This is a genomic window from Microvirga terrae (assembly GCF_013307435.2).
In the GTDB taxonomy this organism is placed as follows: Bacteria; Pseudomonadota; Alphaproteobacteria; order Rhizobiales; family Beijerinckiaceae; genus Microvirga; species Microvirga terrae.
Map to the genome: position 1 here is coordinate 88,738 of NZ_CP102847.1, position 21,381 is coordinate 110,118.

At 59.8% G+C, this 21,381-nt stretch carries 15 protein-coding genes; 3 read left to right on the plus strand and 12 right to left on the minus strand.

Annotated elements, in window-relative coordinates:
• Window positions 1–6: 6 nt before the first annotated feature.
• The 10 genes from drmC to HPT29_RS27695 are packed head-to-tail and all read right to left on the minus strand — an operon-like array spanning window position 7 to window position 18,000.
• Window positions 7–768: a DISARM system phospholipase D-like protein DrmC gene (drmC, locus tag HPT29_RS27650; protein WP_173949781.1), complete on the minus strand. Its 762-nt coding sequence runs from the start codon at window positions 766–768 to the stop codon at window positions 7–9.
• Window positions 768–2,609 carry a DUF1998 domain-containing protein gene (drmB, locus tag HPT29_RS27655; RefSeq protein ID WP_173949780.1) on the minus strand — a complete coding sequence of 614 codons (1,842 nt, stop codon included), beginning with the start codon at window positions 2,607–2,609 and terminating at the stop codon, window positions 768–770. Before drmB ends, drmC begins: the two co-directional genes overlap by 1 nt.
• A gap of 2 nt (window positions 2,610–2,611) precedes the next feature.
• Window positions 2,612–6,583: a DISARM system helicase DrmA gene (drmA, locus tag HPT29_RS27660; RefSeq protein ID WP_173949779.1), complete on the minus strand. Its 3,972-nt coding sequence runs from the start codon at window positions 6,581–6,583 to the stop codon at window positions 2,612–2,614.
• 19 nt (window positions 6,584–6,602) lie between these two features.
• Window positions 6,603–7,598 carry an O-methyltransferase gene (locus tag HPT29_RS27665; protein ID WP_173949778.1) on the minus strand — a complete coding sequence of 332 codons (996 nt, stop codon included), beginning with the start codon at window positions 7,596–7,598 and terminating at the stop codon, window positions 6,603–6,605.
• Between the two features lie 3 nt (window positions 7,599–7,601).
• The gene (locus HPT29_RS27670; protein WP_173949777.1) at window positions 7,602–9,017 is read right to left on the minus strand and encodes an ATP-binding protein; all 1,416 of its coding nucleotides are present in this window, start codon (window positions 9,015–9,017) and stop codon (window positions 7,602–7,604) included.
• Window positions 9,014–13,150: an Eco57I restriction-modification methylase domain-containing protein gene (locus HPT29_RS27675; RefSeq protein ID WP_173949776.1), complete on the minus strand. Its 4,137-nt coding sequence runs from the start codon at window positions 13,148–13,150 to the stop codon at window positions 9,014–9,016. Before HPT29_RS27675 ends, HPT29_RS27670 begins: the two co-directional genes overlap by 4 nt.
• Window positions 13,147–16,266, minus strand: a complete 3,120-nt coding sequence (gene drmD / locus HPT29_RS27680; RefSeq protein ID WP_259061121.1) for a DISARM system SNF2-like helicase DrmD — start codon at window positions 16,264–16,266, stop codon at window positions 13,147–13,149. The genes HPT29_RS27675 and drmD overlap by 4 nt, the downstream gene beginning before the upstream one ends.
• The gene (locus tag HPT29_RS27685) at window positions 16,247–16,696 is read right to left on the minus strand and encodes a very short patch repair endonuclease (protein WP_173949774.1); all 450 of its coding nucleotides are present in this window, start codon (window positions 16,694–16,696) and stop codon (window positions 16,247–16,249) included. The genes drmD and HPT29_RS27685 overlap by 20 nt, the downstream gene beginning before the upstream one ends.
• On the minus strand, window positions 16,668–17,759 hold the full coding sequence (locus HPT29_RS27690) for a DNA cytosine methyltransferase (RefSeq protein WP_173949773.1): 1,092 nt from the start codon (window positions 17,757–17,759) through the stop codon (window positions 16,668–16,670). Before HPT29_RS27690 ends, HPT29_RS27685 begins: the two co-directional genes overlap by 29 nt.
• A 19-nt stretch (window positions 17,760–17,778) precedes the next feature.
• Window positions 17,779–18,000 carry a helix-turn-helix domain-containing protein gene (locus HPT29_RS27695; protein ID WP_173949772.1) on the minus strand — a complete coding sequence of 74 codons (222 nt, stop codon included), beginning with the start codon at window positions 17,998–18,000 and terminating at the stop codon, window positions 17,779–17,781.
• A 297-nt stretch (window positions 18,001–18,297) separates the two neighbouring features.
• Here HPT29_RS27695 and HPT29_RS27700 point away from each other — a divergent pair, with 297 nt between their 5' ends.
• Both HPT29_RS27700 and HPT29_RS27705 read left to right on the plus strand, forming a co-directional pair.
• Window positions 18,298–18,846, plus strand: coding sequence for a hypothetical protein (locus HPT29_RS27700; protein ID WP_173949771.1), 549 nt, complete (start codon window positions 18,298–18,300; stop codon window positions 18,844–18,846).
• Window positions 18,846–19,085: a hypothetical protein gene (locus HPT29_RS27705; protein WP_259061122.1), complete on the plus strand. Its 240-nt coding sequence runs from the start codon at window positions 18,846–18,848 to the stop codon at window positions 19,083–19,085. The genes HPT29_RS27700 and HPT29_RS27705 overlap by 1 nt, the downstream gene beginning before the upstream one ends.
• Here the strand turns inward: HPT29_RS27705 and HPT29_RS27710 are convergent.
• Complete coding sequence (locus HPT29_RS27710) at window positions 19,070–19,549, minus strand: hypothetical protein (protein WP_173949769.1); 480 nt, start codon at window positions 19,547–19,549, stop codon at window positions 19,070–19,072. The two genes, HPT29_RS27705 and HPT29_RS27710, sit on opposite strands and share 16 nt — an antisense overlap.
• Before the next feature lie 389 nt (window positions 19,550–19,938).
• Here HPT29_RS27710 and HPT29_RS27715 point away from each other — a divergent pair, with 389 nt between their 5' ends.
• Complete coding sequence (locus HPT29_RS27715) at window positions 19,939–20,133, plus strand: hypothetical protein (protein ID WP_173949768.1); 195 nt, start codon at window positions 19,939–19,941, stop codon at window positions 20,131–20,133.
• 92 nt (window positions 20,134–20,225) lie between these two features.
• On the opposite strand, the gene repC is transcribed toward HPT29_RS27715, so the two are convergent.
• A complete protein-coding gene (gene repC / locus HPT29_RS27720; RefSeq protein ID WP_173949767.1) occupies window positions 20,226–21,374 on the minus strand; it encodes a plasmid replication protein RepC in 1,149 nt (382 codons plus the stop codon).
• Window positions 21,375–21,381: the final 7 nt, after the last annotated feature.

Below are 21,381 nucleotides of genomic sequence, written 5' to 3' on the forward strand. Positions count from 1 at the left end.
GGCGATCTAAACCTGTCGCACGATCTTCATATCTATCAGGGCATGAAGGTGTGACCGTAGGCTTGCCGGAATGTGCCCTCCCCTGATGACGACGCCGGCCTCCATGTTTTTTTCGAGCGCGTGTCCCGTCAGGTTTGCGCTCGTCAGGAATGCGGTGTTTCCGTCTGCAACGGCTACCTTCGCGTGGACCCGTCCATCCCTGAATGGGAGCTCTCTGTCTGTCCAGACATACAGTAGTGCAGAAGGCACATTATCCCTCATCATATCAATGGGATCGATCGATAAGCTCCCCCCATGGCTGGTGGATGTCTCCAGAAGGATTCGTATTTCGACGCGGCGGCCGGCTGCGGCAGTCAGTGCTTGAACGACAGACGGAACATCATACGCGACGAAGCTCACGAGGAAGATATCATGTTCGGCGCGGCGAATGATGTCCAGGAGCACCTGCTCGGTACGCCGGGTCGCCACGATCGGTGTCGTTGGACCGGTCCAGACGAGATCAATACTACTCTCGCGTAATGCCCTTTGACGTGCGTATGCGGCGCCGACCAAAATTCCTGCCAATACGTCTCCTGGTGTCGCCGTCACTTTCCACCCGACTAGAAGACGATCGAGCACGGCGCGTGCGGCTGGCGTTGATACGAGCTGGTGCAGGATCTGGTCGCTGCCGGCTGGGGATGAGCCACGCACCCGCTCTGCGACGGCTTCGACCCTAGAGGGAGGCAACAATGCCACGAGGTCCGAGACGGCGCTCAGCAATGGCTCCATCAGATCGTCCTGAAGAATGCAGCGTCGGGGTTTTCGAGCGTGGGAACCACCAGAGAACGGTCGAGGTGGCGGTTGCCGCGCTCACACGAGGTTTCGGAAACAAAGGAACAGGCGTGGCAGGCGGCACCGTGCAGCGACTGGTCCTTACTGGGATCATGCTCGGAGCATAATGGGTCTGAGGCGCAAACGTGGGCACGGTCCAACGCCTGACGGAGGAGGCGACCGAGGTTGTCAGGCTTTCCCAGTTCGACCAATCCCCCCAGGGTTCCGTCGGAGTCGGCTGCGGCTGTATAAATGAGAAAGCCCGCCTGATCCCGCCCATCCTCGACATCGGCATAGATCCGTTCGCGGATACTGGCAGCATTGTACCCACACTCAAGGGCCAGCTCTCGGATCAACAGATGGGCAAGAGTGTGGAGCATCACATAGCGGACCCCCGGATAACCTTCGTTCGGATCGAGTTTCCGCTTGCGGCGCCATCCGCGATGCCCCTGCCGAAGCCTCGCGTCCAAGGCCTTGACCGCATCCTTCTCTGCCCATGTTTTCAAAGCATCGGCGTCGAAACGGATAAAGATGCCCTCGCCGTGGACTTGTGTGGCCGGCACCCAGGTTGGCGCGGCGCGTCCGAGCGGAGCACGGGGTGCCGCATCATCTCCTGAGCCCTCGTCGGGGGACTCGACCCGCGTGAACCCAAGGAGCGCATTGACCTCACGCAGACGCTCCAAGAGGAGAACGCGGCTGACGGTCGAACCGAAGCCAGGCGGGACACCCACCTTCTTGCTCATAAAATGCGGGTAGTCCGTCGGCGGATTCTCGGCCGTGAGCACATCCCATTCAGGACCCTTGAGATCACTCTGCTCAACTTCCGAGCCACCAGTGCGGTGCTTTTCAATGGCCGCCCAAATCTGGTCGCTCGTGAACTGTTCGATCCCGGGGAGTTGTGCCGTCTTCTTGAGCGTCTTGACCGTGAACGCGACCTCCTCAGCGGAGCCGACATCTTCGAAGAAGGTCCAACCATCGGCTACCAGTTGATCTAAGGGGCTCCCCGTTTGGGGAATCGCCAGAACCGATAAAGTCACAGGGAACCAACTGTTCGTGGCCCCCAAGAGGATCGCTCGTGGCTCTTCAGAACAATCGTCTGCGAACCGATCGATATGCGGATGCCTTCCACGACAGGCAGGTAGATTGCTGCGACCGGCTTGCCCAAAGCCCTGCGCCATGTTCTTCGACGCGCCACAGCCATCACATTTGACCCAAAGGTTCTCAGTTTGGAGAGATGCACCACTCTCGAAAAATCGCAAGGTCGCTCGGCACGAACTGGGGCCGCCATGAACGAACCAGTGCCACGGAAAATCGTCCAGATGGCCATCCCGGCATGCCATCAGGAAGCGGGCCGGTACCGCATCGGCATCCCTCGCTCTCTGATCGTTGCTCGACCCTCGACAGCCCTCGTGAACGAAGCGTGTACGCTCCGGTCGATAACGATCTTCCTTCAGCTTGAAAAGACCGGCGTCGTAGGTCGAAAGCAGGCCGCATTTCACACAGCGGAGCCATCGTGGGAACGGCTTCACCGGAACGCCGACCAAAGCGGCAGCCGAAAAGGGGTCACTGATGTCACGGTCGCCAATCGGTGGCATGCGCAGCGCCTCAACTTGAGGGCCAAGGACCTTGCGAACGTTGGCCAGAAGCCGCGCCTCTTGAATGGGCTGACACCTGTCCTTCTCCCAACGATCGATCCCCATTGTGACTACCGAGAGGTTTGGAAGGTCTACCAGGGCTCCGGGACCATAGGTCCACAGCAGCTGGCTCGGTCTAATTTCTCCTACGGGTGTTCTACTCATCCTTACTCCTCCTCGGCCCCGGTCACCCGCGGACGCCAGGTGGGATCAATGGTCGAGCGATCATCCTCCATTATGAGCCTTACACCGGGTTCGACTTCACGCATCGACATCGGTACGGTCCAGTCAGTCCAAGGCTTGATACCGGGAGATTCCAGCAGCGGATAGGCCGTTGGGCCAGCCCCGTGTTTTTGATAAACGAGTGTTCGGCCACCAACGCCTGCTTCATTCGCCCAATCGTCCGCACGGCTCTTCATTTCGATCTCGGCCAGGACTTTCTTGGAGGAGTCTTCCGTGACTTCCCAGGTCCGATCGCAGACGGCTCGAATGGTTTCGAGTATCTCATTCAGGCTGGGGCTGTTCATCGCTCCAGCACCATCATTGGGTGCGAACGGGTCGTACGAATGCCGCATGATGGACAGCATCGTGCCGGTAAGTCCTCGATCCAAGGCTCGAGGAGAGAATGGCGTAACGGATTGAGCCTCGACATGCTGATAAAAAGTCGCGTGATAATGCTCAAACGTTTCATAATGTGATAAATCACGCGGGCGAGCCCATGTGAGCACCGTTGCGACCAAGCCAGGCGGAGTACGTCCCACGCGGCTCGTTGCCTGGATATATTCTGCTGTTCCTTTGGGCTGACCATTCACGACCATCACACCCAACCGATTCACGTCGACACCAACCGAAAGCATGTTGGTCGCCAGCACGACGTCGATAGGGCGCGGATCGCCAGGCTTTCTGGTCGAAACCCACTTGTCCTCGGCTCGATCGAAGTTCCCATCGAAGGGGATCTCGAGCTGATCGAGATATCGTGGGATGTCCTGACTGGCGACACGTGACGTCAACTCGCGAACGTCTTCGACGCGCCGCTGGGACAAGCCTGGTCTATCGACAAGACTCATGCTCACACGAAAGGAGCGAGTTTGGACGTCGTCCTCCGCCAAGCGTTTCATGCCGCCGAGTTCGCGCAGCGAGTTGAAGTACCCGACGAGCGTCATGTACGGGTCAGCCACTGGACCGAACCGATCGAACAGCGCTTGGGCAGCAGTGAGGAACGCCGTATAAGTTCTGATCAGGACGGCAGGCCTCGAGCTCCCAGGGGCACAGATACCCATGTAGCGCCGACCCGGCTTCTCGTTAATCGGCCGCTGAACCGCAAAGAAATTGTCTTCGACGTCGAGACCGGAGGGTGGGAATACGGAAATCCGACGCATGAAGACGTTCCGGACCTGGTCCTCGGCTCGCCGCACGGTCGCGGTCGATGCCACCACTTTGGGCCGGATCTTGGTTTCGCCAATAAACCAGCTGCTCAGCTCGTCGACCGCAGTCTCATAAAGGCCGACCATCGTCCCGAGTGGACCGCTGATCAGGTGGAACTCGTCCTGGATGATGAGGTCGGGCGGCCTGATCGGGCGGACTGCCTTCACCTTCGCGGCCGGATAAGCGCCGCGTGCGCGGTGGCCGGTGCCACAGTCATGGCTCGGCCAAAGCAAACCATGGCGCTCGCATTCCTCATCGACCCGGCCGAAGAGCGTCCGCACTTCGGGACGCCAAGCCATCATGGCGAACTTGTCCACGGTCGCGATCATCATCGTCGGAGGCCGGTGGTACATCTCCTCGTCGACAACCTTGACTGGAAGACCGGGATGCGGCTGCCCATGGGACCGTGCGCGGGAAAAGTCACAACTCCCCAGTTTGTCTCCGCAACAGATGATCGTGCGGCCAGCGATCCTATCGATCTCTATGTCTCGGCCAGGAGAGATCTCCGAACCACACCAGGGGCAACTGGTCAGCTGCGCGGGTGACGCGATGCCCGACCTGTTACGGTCGCCATTGCGAAGCGCCTCAATCGCTTGATGCGAGGCTTCGGTCGTTCCGGGCGTGACTCGGTTACCGACCCACAGACCCAGTGAGAACGGCTCTTTTCCCCAAGTTCTCTCATCTCCACGGCGGATCACCTCCATCGCACAGAGCAAAGTCGCCGCTCGCTGGAACTGCTGCAATGTCAGGAGACGCAGCGTATATCTCATGATCACGGCAAGGCCGCGAGACCCATCAAGACCCCCTAGGCCGCTTTTCAAGCGACGAATTCCCATGGCGAAAGCGGCCACACCGAGATAGGCCTCCGTCTTACCGCCCCCCGTCGGGAACCAGAGCAGGTCGGCGAATGCCTCGACTGGCTTCGTCCGATCCGGATGCGCCGGATCGGCGAGCGAAGGGATGGACAGCAGCAAAAACGCCAGCTGGAATGGGCGCCACGATCTATTCTTCGGCACGTCCAGTGTCGCAACATCGACGGCTTCGTTCCGTCTGCGTTTGAGGGCGTAGATGCTTCGGACACGTTGCATCGCCATCGACCGATTCGCGAACCGGAATGCCTCCAGCGCTCTACCGTCGACAAAGAGAGTATCCATCCCCTCCCGCAGGCGACGCAGGATTTCCTCACAACGCGCGATGATGTCCTTGCCCGGATTGTCGAAGCCGGTGATCTCGGCTCCCAATCGTCTCTTCTGCTCTTCGATCCACACAGCGTAATCGTCGATGAGGCATGAAAGCGCTTCGCGCAGCGCTTCTGGCCCCATTTCCGCCAGCCGCGTCATATTGAGCCATCCCTGATCGATCATACGTCGCATGGCGGGCCGGTCCCGAGGATCGAGCCCCGGAGTTTCGGTCACGGCGACTTCGTAACGAGGGATGATCTCGGTTCTGACGCGATAGGCCCTTGTCGGATCCTCAGGTGACGTATCGGCGTGAAGGGACACGCCATGGCCGACGGCAAACTCCAGGCGGTTGCGATAGATGAGAGCTAGTCGATCGCGCTCCGGGTCGTCGACCACGACCTCGTTGGACGGGCGGCGCCTGAATATCGATCTGTCGTCGTGGCCTTCGGGAGCCTCCACGGTGATCTCGGGCTGGAACAGCCAAGCGCGGTCCTTGTTGTCTTCAGGCTCTAACTGGCCGTTCACGAGGAACAGAGTGACGAGTCGCTCTCCCTTATTGTTCGTCCGTACCGTACCCTGCAGGCGAACGTCCGGTTGATCAGGGTCGGGCGTGGATGGTTTGATCTGACCGTCGACCAGCGGCAACGTGACAATGCCGCCGCATGGGATCCGCTGCCAGACCTTGACCTTCACCTCTTCCCCGTGACCGGTTGCTCGGTTCCTGCGGGTCTTGGTGATGTCGTGTTCCTCATTGGGGACACGTTCGTAGCGCCCCCATCGGGCGTCGACGGCCAACGCCTGGATGTCCGGAGCGACGCAGAAGGTGACGCCCATGCTGGAGGGAACTAGCGACTGATTGTTCGCCGTGTCGATCTCGTCGAGCGCGTCATCCTCTGGTTCCACCCGACCTGATGTCCGCGCGAATTCGGCGCCTGGCTCGTGGAGCGGCGCCGCGCGTTCATCCTCAAGGTCGCCGGCTTCCTCCGCAGCCGAGGCTGGTTCGACTTGGGCCGCCTGGTCGTCATCTGGCTGACGTGGCGCCAGCTTACCGACGAGATAACGGTCGCGGACGCTCATGTCTTTGATCAGCTCATGCGGCCCACCTGCAGGGCCGAGCAGATCGTCGCGTACTGCCAGCTCCAGGAGGTCGCGAACGTAGACGACATCGTCGATCAGCGGCACGTCAGCCGCTGAAAGGCTGTCCAAGGCGAACACGTTCGCGAGATCCTCCGAGCGAAGACGTCCGAGGGGCCCGGGAGGTAGCGTCAGACCAGCGTCAGACACCGATTTTGATGCACGGAACCTGTGCACGCGGTCGAAATAGATCGTCGTGGTCAAGAGATCGGAACGCAGCCGGAGAATCCGACCAACAAATTTCAGCGTGCCATCCGCTCGAGCCACGACGATCCAGTGCCCTTCATCGACGGCAGCCAACTTCGAACGCTCTCCGTCGAATTGCGCGACACAGGGGCCGAGCCAGGCCGGCTCCTTTGCCAACCATCCTTGTGCATCTGGATCAGTGGTCGTTGTCATGGGCGCCTTCTTCGAACCTCTACAGCTCGACGCGAGAGAAGTGCGGATAGATGCGATAGAACTTCTTAAAAACCGAGAACGGATCCTCACCCATATCGGATTTGGGCAGGTTGAAGGGCATTTTCTCGCGGGGGTCCTCATGCGACTCAAGCGTCAACCGCTCCAGAGTCGAAAGGGCGGGTAGGTCGAGACGATGCGGCGAGTCCGGTATCGAGTAGAACTCCCACTCCTTCACGAGCCTTTCGATGGAGGTGTCGCTGGTAGCACACACCACGAGCGCCGCAGTCACCATGGCCTGCCCGTCGGCGTAGTGCGTGCACAGCCCCCATACGACTTGCCGATCACGGAAGCTGAGCATTTCTTTCTCGACCGCGAGCTTCAGTGCACGAAGAAGGCTCGGACCGTAGGTTTTTAAGCTCATCCCTTCGGCCGTCAGTCCGCTCGGGAAAAGGGCACCGAGGCGCTCCTTGAAACGCGCAAGCCGCCATTCTTGGATCGTCGGCTTCACCGCGCGGTCACTGGATTGCTCACCGTCGATCTCGACCGACAGCTCACTGGGATCGGGTTTGCCGAGTGAAGACGGATTTGCGTTGAGCGTCACCCTAAGCACGCTCCCGAGCGGAACCTCGCCCACCGTACGCACGAAACGTTCGATCTGCGTAGTGATGCCTTTCGGCTCCGTGTAGTCGAACCAAATTATCGCGGGCACCTCGAATTCGTGCCCATCCAAGTATTCTTCGAGCGTCTTGTGGAAGCATTCGATCGAAGCGACCGGGCGATTGAACTGTTGGCGCTTGTGGACCTGCTCCTCGGCCTCGACACAGGTCATCCGCGCGAGCCCGAGCCGGGCATGCACCAATCTAAAGTCTTCGAGAAACGGACCCCCGAGACCGACATACTGGTAATTCTCCAGCGACAACGCAGGAGCCAACCGCATCAGGAGCGACAGGAACAGTTCCCGGTCAACGGCCTTGTTGGGCCTCAGCCGGTAGGGAAGCGAAGATCCGGCGCTCATCTCTCAGCTATCCTGCTTCTTGGCCTTGGTGAGCGTCAGTTCGAAGCACTTCTCACCTACGATTCCCGGCTTCTCGTCATCGGCGTCGAACAGCATTTTTGAGACGAGCCGTATTTCCTCGACTGGCCGCGAGAACACGATCCTCCGAGAGGATGCCGTTTTGCCCGGCGGCTCGGGCAGGACCTTTGCCTTCTGCGGGTTGAACTCGACGTACTTGTCAGTCTTCTTCGTGGCGTCACGCGAAGTGACTGCTGCGATCACTCCCCTCAAAGGAAGCGGGCGTGCATCATCCCAGTAGCTCGACTGATCAGCACGCGGGTGGTTCTTCCACTGGTTCGTATACGAGATCCAAACTCGCATACCCTCCTTCATCTTCACCAAGGACTCGAGCCAGACGTTGGACGAGGTATCGAGCGCACGTTTCGTTGTCGTTACCGGCAGTTTGTCGGCAAGCTTGGAGCGGAATTCGATGATGCCGGTGATGATGGCGAACTGCGGATGGTATATTGGAATGCCGTCGCCCCAGCCCGTGAGACGGCTCTTGTCGCCGACGATCACCGCGCGATCATTGCAAAGGACCGTCCAGCCGGCGGTCGCGGACGAACGGTCGCGCTCGAAACCCGAGTCGTCTTCATCGTCGTTGCCCAGGCTGCGGCCGGTGTTCAAGCCGACCGTAATAGAAACCAGCACATCGTCGATGGTCTTCTGAAAAACGAACGGCGCCGGTCCGTCGGCACGCTCTGAAACCAGCACTTCGACGAAGACCGGCTCCACAGGTTTGCCGTTGAGATCAACCTTGAGGCCCCACTGTAAGAACATTGTGAAATGTTCGGAGATGGCCGTGCGGACCTCGTTCTCGAACGCCTCGTTGGCAAAGTGCCTGGAGACGCCTTCGTACAGTTCGCGGACGGTGATAACCGTGCCGGGCTCGGCCAGCTTCTCGGCGACCTCCGTCGGCTCATTGATAGGCAGTGGATCCCACCCTTTGGCTTCCAGCCAAGCCGAGGTGATCGGCACCTCGAACGTGTCGTCGCCATACCGAGTCCGCACCAGCGCCTCGCGACCCATCTTGAAGATCGCGCGCTTCATTCCTACGCCATACATGCCGATGGTTTCTGCGTCGGAGTCGCGGTCATCATCGGGCTCGCGGCCCATCTTGAAGGCATAGTTCTTGGCGACCTCACGCGGGATACCGCCGCAATTGTCTTCGATCGAAAAGCGATCCGCTGCGAGTTCAATCTTCACGAAATGCTGCGAGTAATCCACGTCATTGCCGTCTGCGAGCCGGAGCGCGCCATCAAGGCAGTTGTCGAGGAGGTCGAGGATCGCGTCGGCGAGGTTGATGTCTCGCGTCAACATCGACACAAAGAACCGCTTCGTTGGACTGGCCTCTGCGTGGTCGGTGGTTGGCTTCGTCATCGGCATGATCTCAGCAGGAAGTCGTTTTTCGTTGGGAGAATGTCTTCAAGGTCGAGTGTCGGTTCGGATGCAGAAGCTGCCCGGGATCTGCGCCCACGCGCCTTACCTGAGACAGCCGTTCCGCCATGCAGACCCTGGTCGACCTCTTCCTGGTAACGCTGCCGATTCATGTCGGCAAATCGATGCAACACGTCCGCGCGTGCACTGGCGGAGATAGTGAATCTCACGCGGTCGTTCTCGGCCAAGTGCGGCTGCTCATGGAACCCATGACCAAGATCTATGTCTTCCCACCCGTAGGCACGCATTACCGCTGCATCAAGACCACAATGCAGCTCACGTAGGTTCTCAATGCGCTGGTCGCTATCGCCCGCGCTATGAAAACGATTGTAAAGTCTCGTGAGACCGATCGGATTAGCCGGATCCGTCATAACAGCGCGTCGTGCATTTAGGTATTCATGACCTAGCTTGTTTAAGCAATCCATGTCGGAAGGAGATAAGAACGGGAACGTTTCGACCGCGTCCGACGGCGAGAAATTCAGATCAAGTTTCATCCTTGATGAATACTTCCACATCCACGCGTCAACCGGAGACGAATTAAGTAGGGCCGCATAAGAATAAATATCCTCCACCGCGAAGACGACGCACTTCTCGTGGAAGACGCAATCGTTATCGACGACAGACGGATTTAAGTACTTGCCCACTCTGCCTGCGACAAGAATTTTTTCTGGTATGTGACTGTGCTCGCTCCATCCTTCAGGATGTTGCTTGAAATAACGCCCTCGTCCAATGGCATGGTAAAGCTCGGGTCTGGCGCGCAGGGGCAGCCACCACTTTTCGCGAGCAACACGATCATTTTTGGCGAGCCGCTCCTCTTTCACATTATTTTCCAGCCAAGCATACGGCAATGGATATTCGCGCGCTTGATCCTCAGACCAGTCCCAGAAATTAATCACCCATCTAGTCGGGCGCTGCTCCGGGATAGATTTGAGATCGTCACCATCAATATACGGAAAAATGACATCGACATTTTTGGAGTCGGCTTCCAGCATTGATCGGGCGTCATCCGGGGAAAGAACGAAGCCTAGCCCAAGAACATATGTTCCGATGAAGGTTGTGTTTTCCGAGGCCTTTAGTCGTTTTGGACTCCAGTCTTCGCGATCAGACAAAAATGCCGATATGAAGTGAGCCTTCCGTCCTAGCAGTGAGCGTCCGCCATGCCACTCACCCTTGTGGACATGGACGCGGCTAGTGACGACCGCCGCCTTCCCTGGCCAAGGTTCGTTCGGAAATGCTGCATGGATGACGGCACCCGCGCCGACCATTGCCTCCAGCCCAACCTGACGAGTGTCGCCTTCCGCGATGGTGTTGACCGCGAGTAACCCAAAACAACCTCCTTCGCGTAGGAGTGAATAGACGCGTAGGAAAAAGTACGCAACGAGGTCTGCCGATCCCCGACGGCCCTCCGCGATTTGGTCTACGAGCCAATTCCGATAAGCCGTGCCGGCCACGCCGGTGATCCGCTGTCCTCCCAAGAACGGCGGATTGCCTATAAACGCATCGAATCCTGGTTTCTCGCGTAGAAACACTTCGGGGAACGCGATTGGCCAATGGAACGGCGGTCGCGCCGCTCCATCGGGTGCATCTTTGGAGAGGTCAGTTGTGGTCTCACGCAAGAGCCGATGCTTCGCCGAGGCGTCGCCGTTCGCGGCAGCGTCTGCGAATGCGGCTAACGTCTCGATCCGAGCGCCGCGCTCTCCCGCCCGCTCTTCAGCAAGGGCGATGCCGACGAACGCATTGGCGATAAGCGTTGGCAGTGCCAGTTCGCCCCGCGACTGCGCATTGAGCGCTGCCATCGCCTCAATATCTTTTATGTCGCGGATGGGGATCTCCCGTAGGCGGGCGCGCAGTTCGAGCGCCCTGCCGACCGCTGACCGAATTGTCCGACCGAACAATCGCAGCTGAGCTTTCCCCTTCGGATTCATGTCGAGCTCGACCAACTGACCCAAATCGTGAATGCCGAGTAGGCCGTCACCGCTGCGCAGGTTGTGGTCGAGGAAGCCGAAGGGCCGCCCCTTGGACATGGTGATCAGCCAGAGTGAGAGCTTGGCCAGCTCCACAGCGAGCGGGTTCTTGTCCACGCCATAGAGGCACCGTTCTGCCACGAGACGACGGGCGACGATGGCGCGCTCCTCGACATCCTGCGATAGGGGATCGAAGCCCTCGGTGGTGGCATTGACAATACGCCCCTCGCTGTCGATCTTCTTTCCGCCCGCCTCTGTCACCGACCAGGCCTCAACCAGCCGGTCCGAGAGCCACCGGCACGCCTGAACGAGGAATGCGCCGGAACCCATGGCAGGATCGCAGATCTTCAGATCCAGCAATTCCCCGGCGCTCTTCAGCTCCCAGTCCGTCAGCGCCTTGCCCTCAGCCGGGCCGCGGTAGGCGACCGGCGTCAGCGTCTCCTCAACGATCTTCACGGTCAGGCTCTTCGGCGTGTAATGCGTGCCGCTCTCGCGCCGGTCGGCGCCGAGCACGACGACGAAGGCACCCTTGTGATGCACGAGCGGATAGCCCCAAGGGTCGGTCCTCAGGAGGGACGCGTAAGGCAGGATGCGGTCGCGCAGACCGGTGTCGCCGCGGCAGACGGTGAGCAGCCGCGCGGCGAGACGATCGTCGGCCGTCCGCTCAAGGACATTACGGATGGCGGACTCCGAGCGTTCGCTGCGTTCCTTCAACAGTTCAACGACCGTTGCAGCACCGTCTAAGCGCGCCGACTCGATCGCACCAAGCGTCACACGCGGGCTCTTCGCCTTCGCGCCACTGTCGAGTTCCAGCGTCACGTCGCCGACGCGCTTCACCGTGCGTTCGAGGAGACCTTCATAGACATGCCCGATCTGCTCCACGTCGAGCGCGCGGTAGGACAGCGTGCGGCCCTCGAAGGTCTGGATTGCCTCCAGCAGGAGCAGGACGGTCCGGTCGTCGATCGGCAACGGCTCGGCTGGGTCGCGCCGCCAGCTCGTCCCTTTCTTACGTCCTTCAAGGAATGGGTAGCGGTTCGGATCGAACAGCGAGCCACCGAGCGCCGGGAGCCGTAGGGTCGGATGGTCGACGCCGCCGTAGACGCCGCGAAAGAGACCGAGCAGCCGAGACCACGCCGATCGGCGACGCTCCAAGATCTCTTCCGAATCCGCGCGCAGCTGCATGCGTAGGCTGGAGATCGCATAAAAGGCGTCGTAGCGGGGATCTCCGAGCAGCAACAACCCACGCTCCTCGGCGGCCAGCAGGAAAACGAGCCGCATCATAACCGTCAGGCCGGCCTCATAAAGCTCCCGGGGATCGAGATCGCGCAGAAGCTCGCGGTTGCGATCCTGGTCGGCCCGATCGAGAGCCTGGACCAGAACTTCAACCGCGCGCCGGACCTGTTCACCCAGGGCTTCGGTCACGTCATCCTGGTGCTTCAGCGATCGCTCGTAGAGCGCCGGTAGCTTTCCCTCTTCGGGCCCGAAGAAGCGACGGACGCCCAGCAGACTGGCGAACGCCCGTAGGGTTTCCGGTTCCTGCCCCCAGAGCCGTGCGTACCAACTCGCAAAGCCTGCGACGGCGCCAGTGGGCGCATGGACGAGCATCCACCGTTCGCCGTTCGTCACGATGCCGACTGGGCACCCCGTCGCACGCAGCAGCGAGACCATCCGATCGCCCGGTGTGGTCGCAAGACCATCGAAGCGTCGGGTCGCATCAAGATCGGCATCCGGCTCGTACACGTGCATGACCAGAAGCGGTTCGTCACCATTGGTGGGATTCACGACCACGATATCGGGCGCGACCGTAACGCCGTGTTCAGGCATTGAGATGGTCAGGCGTTCGAGGAGACTGGCACCTCGACGCAGTACGGTGTCGTCCAGCTCCAGCGCGGTCACCAGCACTTCATCGATCCAGGCCACGTGCAGGGCCGGCAGGTCGACGTCGTCCACGTCGACCGCGTCCCGCCATTCCTCGTACGTGCGGCGTAGCCGCTGCGGGCGACTGGAAGTCAAAGCATCGAGGCCTTGGGGAAAGATATCCCTCAGTACAGGGACAGCCAAGAAAGGTCCCGAGACTTCAATGAGATTCAGCCACTCGTGATCGTTGCTCATCCGCGCTTCTCCGTCGCGAGGGAATTCGGCACCAGCAGCACGATGGCCACTGGGAAGGTGTGCTCAACCACGTTCGAGTGCCGTTCCTCGATTGCCAACAGTTCCTGTTCCCGCTCGTTCGGGATCCTGGCCAAGCGTGCTTCCAGAGCGGCTCGGTCGCGTTTGAGCTGAGTGCGTTCATCTTCGGAGAAGAGTGACAGCTGCTGTGGCTGCTGTTCCGCAGCGATCTCCGCCCTCAGCGCCTGTTCGAGATCGTCTAGAACTTGGCGAATGTCGCCGGACTCCTTTCGCTTCCGGGTCTCGATCGTGTTCCCGAGGAAGCGCAACCGGTCCTTCGAACGAACTTCCACGGCGGCCAGAATGGAGTCGCGCTGCTTATCGAAGCGGGTCCGCAAGGCCTCGAAAGTCGGATTCGAAAGGGCCGCAGGCCGCGACTTCTCCAGCCATTGGCGAAGTTCCGTGACTCTGTCCTCCCGCCGGAAGCCAGCATCGCGCAGGTATCCCCCTGCTTCGGTAAGCTCCTCATGCAGGCGGTGGTGGTTCCCACCGGTCACGACGAGCCGCGACATCACGACCACGGCAGGCCCCTCAATCTGCCCGTCTGGAAGGGAGCGCACCGTCACTCGGTGGAGCTTTTTCACGTCATCATGCGCCCAGATCTCGGCCCGTAGGAGGCGTAGGCTCATCTGGACCAGACGGTGGTTCAGGTGCACGAGAACGACATCGTCTCGCCCCTTGGCGACCTCGTGGTCAAAGGTGATAGGCCGGATCTTTCGGGTGTAGGGATGTTCGAGCCCCTCAAGGCACCGGTACCAGGACCCGGACAGGGGCGGCATGCGAAAGACAGTCCCGGTTGGCGCTTGAGGCAGCGATACGGGTTCGAGGTTGGGCTTGTCCGCGAGACGCAAAGCTGTCCGCACGGCCCGTTCGATGTGATCCGGAAGGAGGCTCTGTTCGCGCCGCGTCTCATTCAGCCTTTCGTGGAGTTTAGCGACACGGTCCCGAAGATCGCGCTCGACCTTTACGAAGCGGCGGGACTTCTCTATCCGCGCTTCAGCCACTCGTGTGTCGAGATCGCGGCGGCGGCCCTCAAGGAGGTCCGGCAACTGAGGTGCGATGACTGGGTTCACGCTGCCCATGTCGGCACGCATCGCATCCAGCTTTCGAAGTGCACGCAGAATATCCTCGCCGTGTCCACCTTCGGCGTCCACCGGGTGCCAGATGATGACTTCGTTGGAGCGTTGCCCATGGCGGTCGATACGGCCATTCCGCTGCTCCATTACGTTCGGGTTGTAGGGGATCTCAAGGTGGATCAGCAAATGGCAGTGGTTCTGGAGGTCGATGCCTTCCGATGCCGCATCCGTCGCCAACAAGATCCTCATAGGGGATTCCGAAGGACTGGCCTGGAACGCGGCCTTCACCGCCTCGCGTTCCTTCGGATCCATACCGCCGTATATCAATGCCAATCGGTCACCGCCAAAGCCATGAGCCGCTAGAATCTCTTGCATCCATTGCTGAGTGGCACGGTACTCGGTGAATAGGATCACCCGTTTGCCCGTCCACCGGTCACCGTCCTTCAGGTGCTTGGCCAGCCAGTCCAGCACGGCATCAGCTTTTGCGTCGGTCCGACGAGCCGCCTGCTGCGCCCAAGAGCGCAACTGGTCGAGCATTCTACGTTCTTCGTCAGTCGCTGGCCGGACATGCTTGCCGGCCTCCTCGATTGCTTCTGCTTCGGCTGCCTCCCGCTGAACATCGTCTGCATAGTCCTCCTCGGTCTTCGCTATGGCGCGACGGAGGATGCGATCGTCGAATTTCTTCCGGGCGTGCTGGCTCGACGCCCAGCCTTCGATCGTCGCGATATGTCGTTCCAATGTCGCGGCGAATGCCGCGGAGGACGAAGACAGCCGCTTGCGCAGCAGCTGGTGGACGAAATGATCGGCGGCGCGCCCACCATCAGCCCCCCCTTCACGACTTTTAATGTACTCTTCCAATTGCTTGCGAGCATTCCTCTCTTCATCGGAATACTCGATCGGGAGCGCTTCCAGTCGCCTCTCGGGATATATGCGTTTGCCATTGGCGTCGACGAGGTCGCTCTTGAGTCTACGGACCATGACTCTGGCGAGCTGCGGGTCAACGGGCAGGACGTTCCGAGCAAATCGCTGATCATCCAGGAGTTCGAGGAGCGCGGTGAAAGACTCCGTGTAGCCGTCATGTGGCGTGGCCGTCAGGAACAGCTTGTGCTGGAAATGTGGCGCCGCAAGTCGGACCAGCCGTGTTCGGAGGCTTTCAACGGCATAGCGGCCGACGGTAGGCGCAACGTTATGGGCTTCGTCGATGATCAGCAGATCGAACTTCCGCGGATGGCTAATGTGTGGTGGCAGTGCATCCCGAAGCAGACGCAGGCCTTCGCCCTGCTTCGCCCAGTCCATCGACGTTATGAGCCGGGGAAATGACGTCCATGGATTTGCGTGCAGGCCTCGTTCCCGACGCAGTCGCTTGACGTACTCTGTATCGACGATTCGGAACTCGAGTCCGAACTTCTCTTGCATCTCGGTCCGCCACTTCTCCTGCAATGAGGCGGGGCAGAGCACAAGGACGGTCCGAGCGCGGTAACGCAGGAGCATCTCCTGGACGACGAGCCCAGCCTCAATGGTTTTCCCGAGGCCCACGTCGTCAGCGATCAGCAGACTGGTGCGCGCCATATCGATCGCTCGCACGAGCGGATCCAGCTGATAGTCTTCTATGCTGACGCCGCTGCGGAATGGCGCCTGTAGATAGCCGCGATCCGCGTTTGTCGCTGTGCCCCATCGGACTGCGTCGAGAAACGCTTGCAGCGTCGTGGGCTCGTCCAGTCCAGTCATGCGAGGAAGACCGGCACGCTCAATGACCTGAGCGCCCGGCTCGAGCTCCCAGACAACCTCAATCTCTTCGCCGAGCGCATCTTCGTCGATTGAGGCGAGCCGCACGAGATGCCGCTCAGGCATCCCGGGTGCAATCGTGCCGCCGTCAACTTCCGAAACGATCCACTGTCGTCGACGAACGTCGACTAACTGTCCAGGCTCTGGGATCGTGTGATGAGATACCTGGGTTATGATTTCATCGGCTGTGATCGTCACGGACCGCTCCCACTTTCTTTTGTTCGTTGACGATCTGGGCAATCCGTTCGGCTGCCTCCCTGGCATCTTCGTGCGTCCAAACCCGAACGACCCTCCAGCCCTGTGCTTCTAGGCGCCTGTCGGTATCTGCATCTCGCATACGGTTCGTTTCGATCTTGTCCCGCCAGAAGTCGGCGTTGCTCTTCGGCCATGATCCGTGTTCGGGGCATCCATGCCAAAAACAACCGTCTACAAAGACGGCGACACGGGCCGTAGGAAATACGACGTCAACGACACGCCTGGGTTTGGTCAACAGAGGCACTTGCAAGCGGTAACGAAGACCTTTGGCATGGAGAGCCCTTCGCAGATCGATCTCTGCTCGGGTGCCCTTCTGACGCACGCGGGCCATCCGTCGGCTGGCATCAGGCGACGAGGGACTTACGCGCGGCATCCTTGGTTGCTCCCTTCTCTCTTGGCTTCTCGGTCTTCATCTCGAGGTGTGCCACGATGCTTTGACCGATTACCTTTCCGAGAGTCACGGGCACGGCGTTCCCAATCATCCGTCCCAACGTTTTGAAGTGAACGGGAGCCCCTTCGGGTACGAAGGAGTACGATTTTGGAAAGCCCTGGAGGATTGCTCCTTCACGCAACGAGATTGCTCGATCCTGCTCGGGATGTCCAAAGCGTCCGCTTCCGAATCCGTAGAACTGGGTTGTGAGCGTCGGGGCAGGCTCGTCCCAAACCATGCGACCGTACACCCCCGGATAGGTGTGGCCGGTCTCACGCCGATGGCATTCGGCAATGAGACGCTTCGGCCAGTCTCGCCAAGTTCCTCCCGGAAGCGAGGCGCGAATTCGCTTGACGTTCAGATCCGAGAGCTTCGCTGACGTGTGCAGCCGATCCTGCGGATCCGATCCACTGTGGGGAATTGGTGGAAGCTTCCCAATGGCCCTACGAACGGTCGCCAGCTTTCCATGGCTAGGTGCGATCAACTCGATTGGACCGAGCCGGGATGCCAACAACACCGTGCGCCGACGGCTTTGTGGCAGTCCATAGAGCGAACAGTCGACTACGCTCTGATGAACGTAGTACCCCATCCTCGTAAGCGCCGCGATGAAATCATCGAACACCGCATGCTTGGTAACGGATGGAACGTTTTCCATCGTGACCAAGTCGGGCCGGGTCCCCTTGATCAAGCGGGCGAACTGGTAGAGCAGCCCCCATCGAGGACTCCCGACGACATCATATCGCTGAGCATAGGTCGAAAAGGGCTGGCAGGGAGCACAGCCTGCTAACACGCGGATTTTGGCATCGCCAAAGAGTTCGTTGATCTGCTTCGGCGAAATGCGTGCCACGTCTTCGTTGATGAAGAGAGCAGCGTTGTTTGTCGTGTATGGATGCCGGCATGCTTCATCCACGTCTATTCCCGCAACGACCTGTATTCCTTCTGATTTCAAGCCGTGGGTAAGCCCTCCTGCACCGCAGAAAAGGTCGATGCATGCGACATCATTCATCCTCTTTCTTGCCCCCAGCTTACTTTCTTTTGTGCGAGATCTGTTTTTCTGGTGTTGGTTCGAACCAGTCGTCAGATGCTTTGCCGATCCTTACCCAATTGTCGACCTCGTCAGTTTTAAATTTCCAGAGCCTTCCTACTTTATGCGCTGGCATGTCCTTCTTGGATATCCATCCATAGACGGTGTCCTTGCTGACACCCAGGTATCCAGCAATCTCTTCAACGGATACCCACCGGTCCATGCGCCACGGTCTTTCGTTAGCCAATCGGATCTGTGTTAGTATCACATGGGTTTGAGCGGGAGTAAATCGGATTTAGCCTGAATTAAGTGGGTCTGGCTGCTCCTAAGGCAACTACGAGTCTGCAATCCTGGGGCGGGTGTCGCAAGTGCATTGATCACGTCGTTGCAGACTTCTGGTCAGCGATGGTCGACAGGGCCATGACCGCAGACGAGAAACAAATCAGAGATCATACACCGCGTGTATGGTCCCTTGCGTCAGGTCGCATCAGAATCCAGATAGCTTTGAGGAGAGCGTCTGATGCGGTCATTTTGCGATGGAAGAGCATTCGCCCGGCCGGGGCACGATCTTGATTTGCACGAGTGGGCGGTCCGGTCCGCAGAGGAGATCCGGAAGAGCCTCGCGGTCGGCGAGAAAATTGTCGAGAAAGCGCGGGATGAGCTAGCTCTCAAAGACGAGACTGGGGCCTTTAACTGGCGCAATGGCGCGTACCTGAGGTGCTGGGAGCTGATCAATCTGCGTGAGCGTCACGTCACTCGGTACGAGCGCTTGGCCGCTAAATTGCCATCGCACGAGCCCGATGCCGCATTCGCCGCGAGGTCTGGCTACTACATTCTCGATCGCTCAGGTCACTGCATTGGCATCGCGATCAAAGTCGAGCAGACTGACCGCACCGGCAGCTGGAGAGACAGCAAAGACTGGTGGTGGCCCATTCGCCCGGATGGCCGGTGCGGCGATGCCAAATCACTCAAAGCGGCCGCGGAAGCAATCCTGAGAATTGAAGAAGAAGACATCGAGCGGCGCCGCCTGCAGCGCCTTGATGACGACGTTCTCGCGGAGCTTGTTTGATGTCAGCGGTGGATTTCTGGACCGAGATCACCTGTGGGCTCGCCTTTCTGTATTGCGAAACGGAAGCGGCAAAGTCGGTCGCCTTCGAGCTACGCCGGCAAGGCGATTACCCGGCCCGCATCTCACATTCCGGTTGCGGCAACCTGGTTCTCCGCACATCCATCGATGATCTTGATGACCTGGTCTCTGATCTCGAGCGCTCGGGTTACGGCGTCCAGGTCACTCAAGGCATCTCCTGAAGCGTGTTTCCGGACCACCGGAACACGCCAAACCCGGTCTCATAGATCGTCGCGAGATCGCCGCGGGCGTTCATGCCAACAGCCATCGCCGGAACTTCTTTCACTAGTTCAGTTACCCTCCCCTGCACTGCATAGACGAGTAGGTGCCCGCCCCGCGGGTCTGGGCTGTCGAACTCGGCGCCCAGCGGCCAGACGGCAAGCAGGATCTGACCGCTCGGCAGCGTGATCGGGGCCCAGGAGGACCTCACGGGGCGATCGACGCCATGTGATCGGGCGTAGTCGGCGACGAGCCGGCGGACCAGATCGCTGTATTCCTCAGACGGCCGAGCCCCCATGTCGATGATCTGAAAGCCAGCCGCCTCGGCAGACGGCACGTCAGCGAGCAGCTCGGGCTCCTGTGCCCAGGCCGAGGACGCGAGTAGCAGCAGGGGCAATGTGAGAAACTTGCGGATTCTTTCTGACATTGACATCACCCCTTCCCTCCCGGGATCACTTTCAGCTTCCGCATCGGAGGCGGCAAGTCCAGAGGTTTAGGCGGTCCGTCTCGGTCGGTGAACCTCGCTCCACATTTCGGATCATATTTGCCTGGCGGCCGTCGACCGGGCTCCCGTCGCCAAGGGCAGTCCAGCGCCAACCGCTTGAGCAGGTCATCCATTCCGATCTCCGGCCCAAACTTCGCAGCCAGACGTGACAATCTGTTCGCACCATTGCGGCCGTATAGCGAGCAGCCCACACGGACGATGACGAAGGGGTACGAGCTGAGACAATCCTGATCCACGCTCCTTCTCTTTCAGAACGAATAGAGAACAAAATCAAGGCTCAACAGATCCCTTATCCAGAGTATACTGCGCACATGAAGCTCTTCGAATGCGCCTGCGAGAACGCAGAAGCAATCCGAAACGTCGGCCTGATCGCTATCGCTGAAGCCCCTGCCTTGGGTGTCCCGGTGCATTACATGGGCCCCGCTGTCTGTGACGGCACCAGACAGCAAGTTAAGCGCATCGACGACGAAGAAATCGTCATTGCTGACCTGCCTCCCCGCCTCTAGAGCATCGGACCAGAAGGCGGATCCACGATGCCCCGCTCCTCTCCCCTGGGCAGAAGCGGGAGCCGGGTGGTTCCGCCAAACCGTCCGATACTCTAGCTCATCCTCCGTCGCCTCATCGCCAAGAGCTCGACCTCAAGGTTGAGTTTGCCAGCTTTGACCATGCGGACAAGCGCCCTGAAATAGCCGCCCGGATTTTTGATCCGGTTTGCCCCAGCCGACACGTCATCGTCGTAGAGCTGCAAGACGTAGATGACCGCCGCGGCCGCTGACACAGGTCCGATCTCAGCCACGGCCTCGTTCCAGGCGCTCTCGTGCGCGCCGAGCGAGGCCCGCAGGTACCGGCCTGCCCCGACGAGGTCGTCGACGTTGCGGATCGGTTTCCCGTAGTCGGTGGCCGTGGGGCAAGCCTCAACGATCAATGCCGGTGATAGGTGCTCTGCCGGTCGTTCTTTTGGCAGAACCACCTCAGCTTTCTTCGGAAAGCCGTTTGTACAAGGTACTCTAAGGGATTCTTTGATTGTTTCTTTGTGGCTGACTCTGAGTCCGGCAGTCCCGGTCTCGTAGAAGCACCTCTCTGAGAGATCTCGGAGGTTCTGCCAGTCCTGCAGCAGGCCGCCAGGCAGCCCAGCCGTCGACCTCGCCGGCGTCCTGGCCATCAGCTCGGCGTAGCGTTCTTCCAGATCAGACCTATCGAGCGCTGGGAAATGTTGAGTGAGGGCAGAGATAGCCTCCGCAGTCGCGCGACGGGCAATCGTGACTTCGTCGTAGGCACGTTTGCGGATCTCTCGTGCGGCCTTCTGCTCGGCGATCCTTGCGGTCCACTCCCCTCGCCTCGCGTAGACCGGCGTCACGTCGAAGCCGAATGCGTCGATGATCGTCCCGGCCAGATCGCGGACCGCATAGCGTTTGCCATTAGGCGAGTCTTTCGCGACGACAAGCCCAAGGTCGACCAACTCGCACACGATGCGGCGGATTGCCCTCTCTGTGAGGCCTGTCCTTGCAACCAGATGCTCGTTCGATGGCCAGACCAGCAGCCGATCGAGTTCCTGCTCGCCCCAGCAGCCCACAATTTCGTCAAGGACCTGACGCTGAGCTGGCCGTAATCCAAGCGCCTTCTCGGCGTCTCTGGCAGCGGCCGAGAGCTCATTGCGCGTGACTGTACGGCCCGCCTCTAAGGCAAGCTTCTTCACGGCCAAAGCGGCATGCCTCAGCCGCCGGCCTCCTGATGATGCGAATTGCACCCTACCC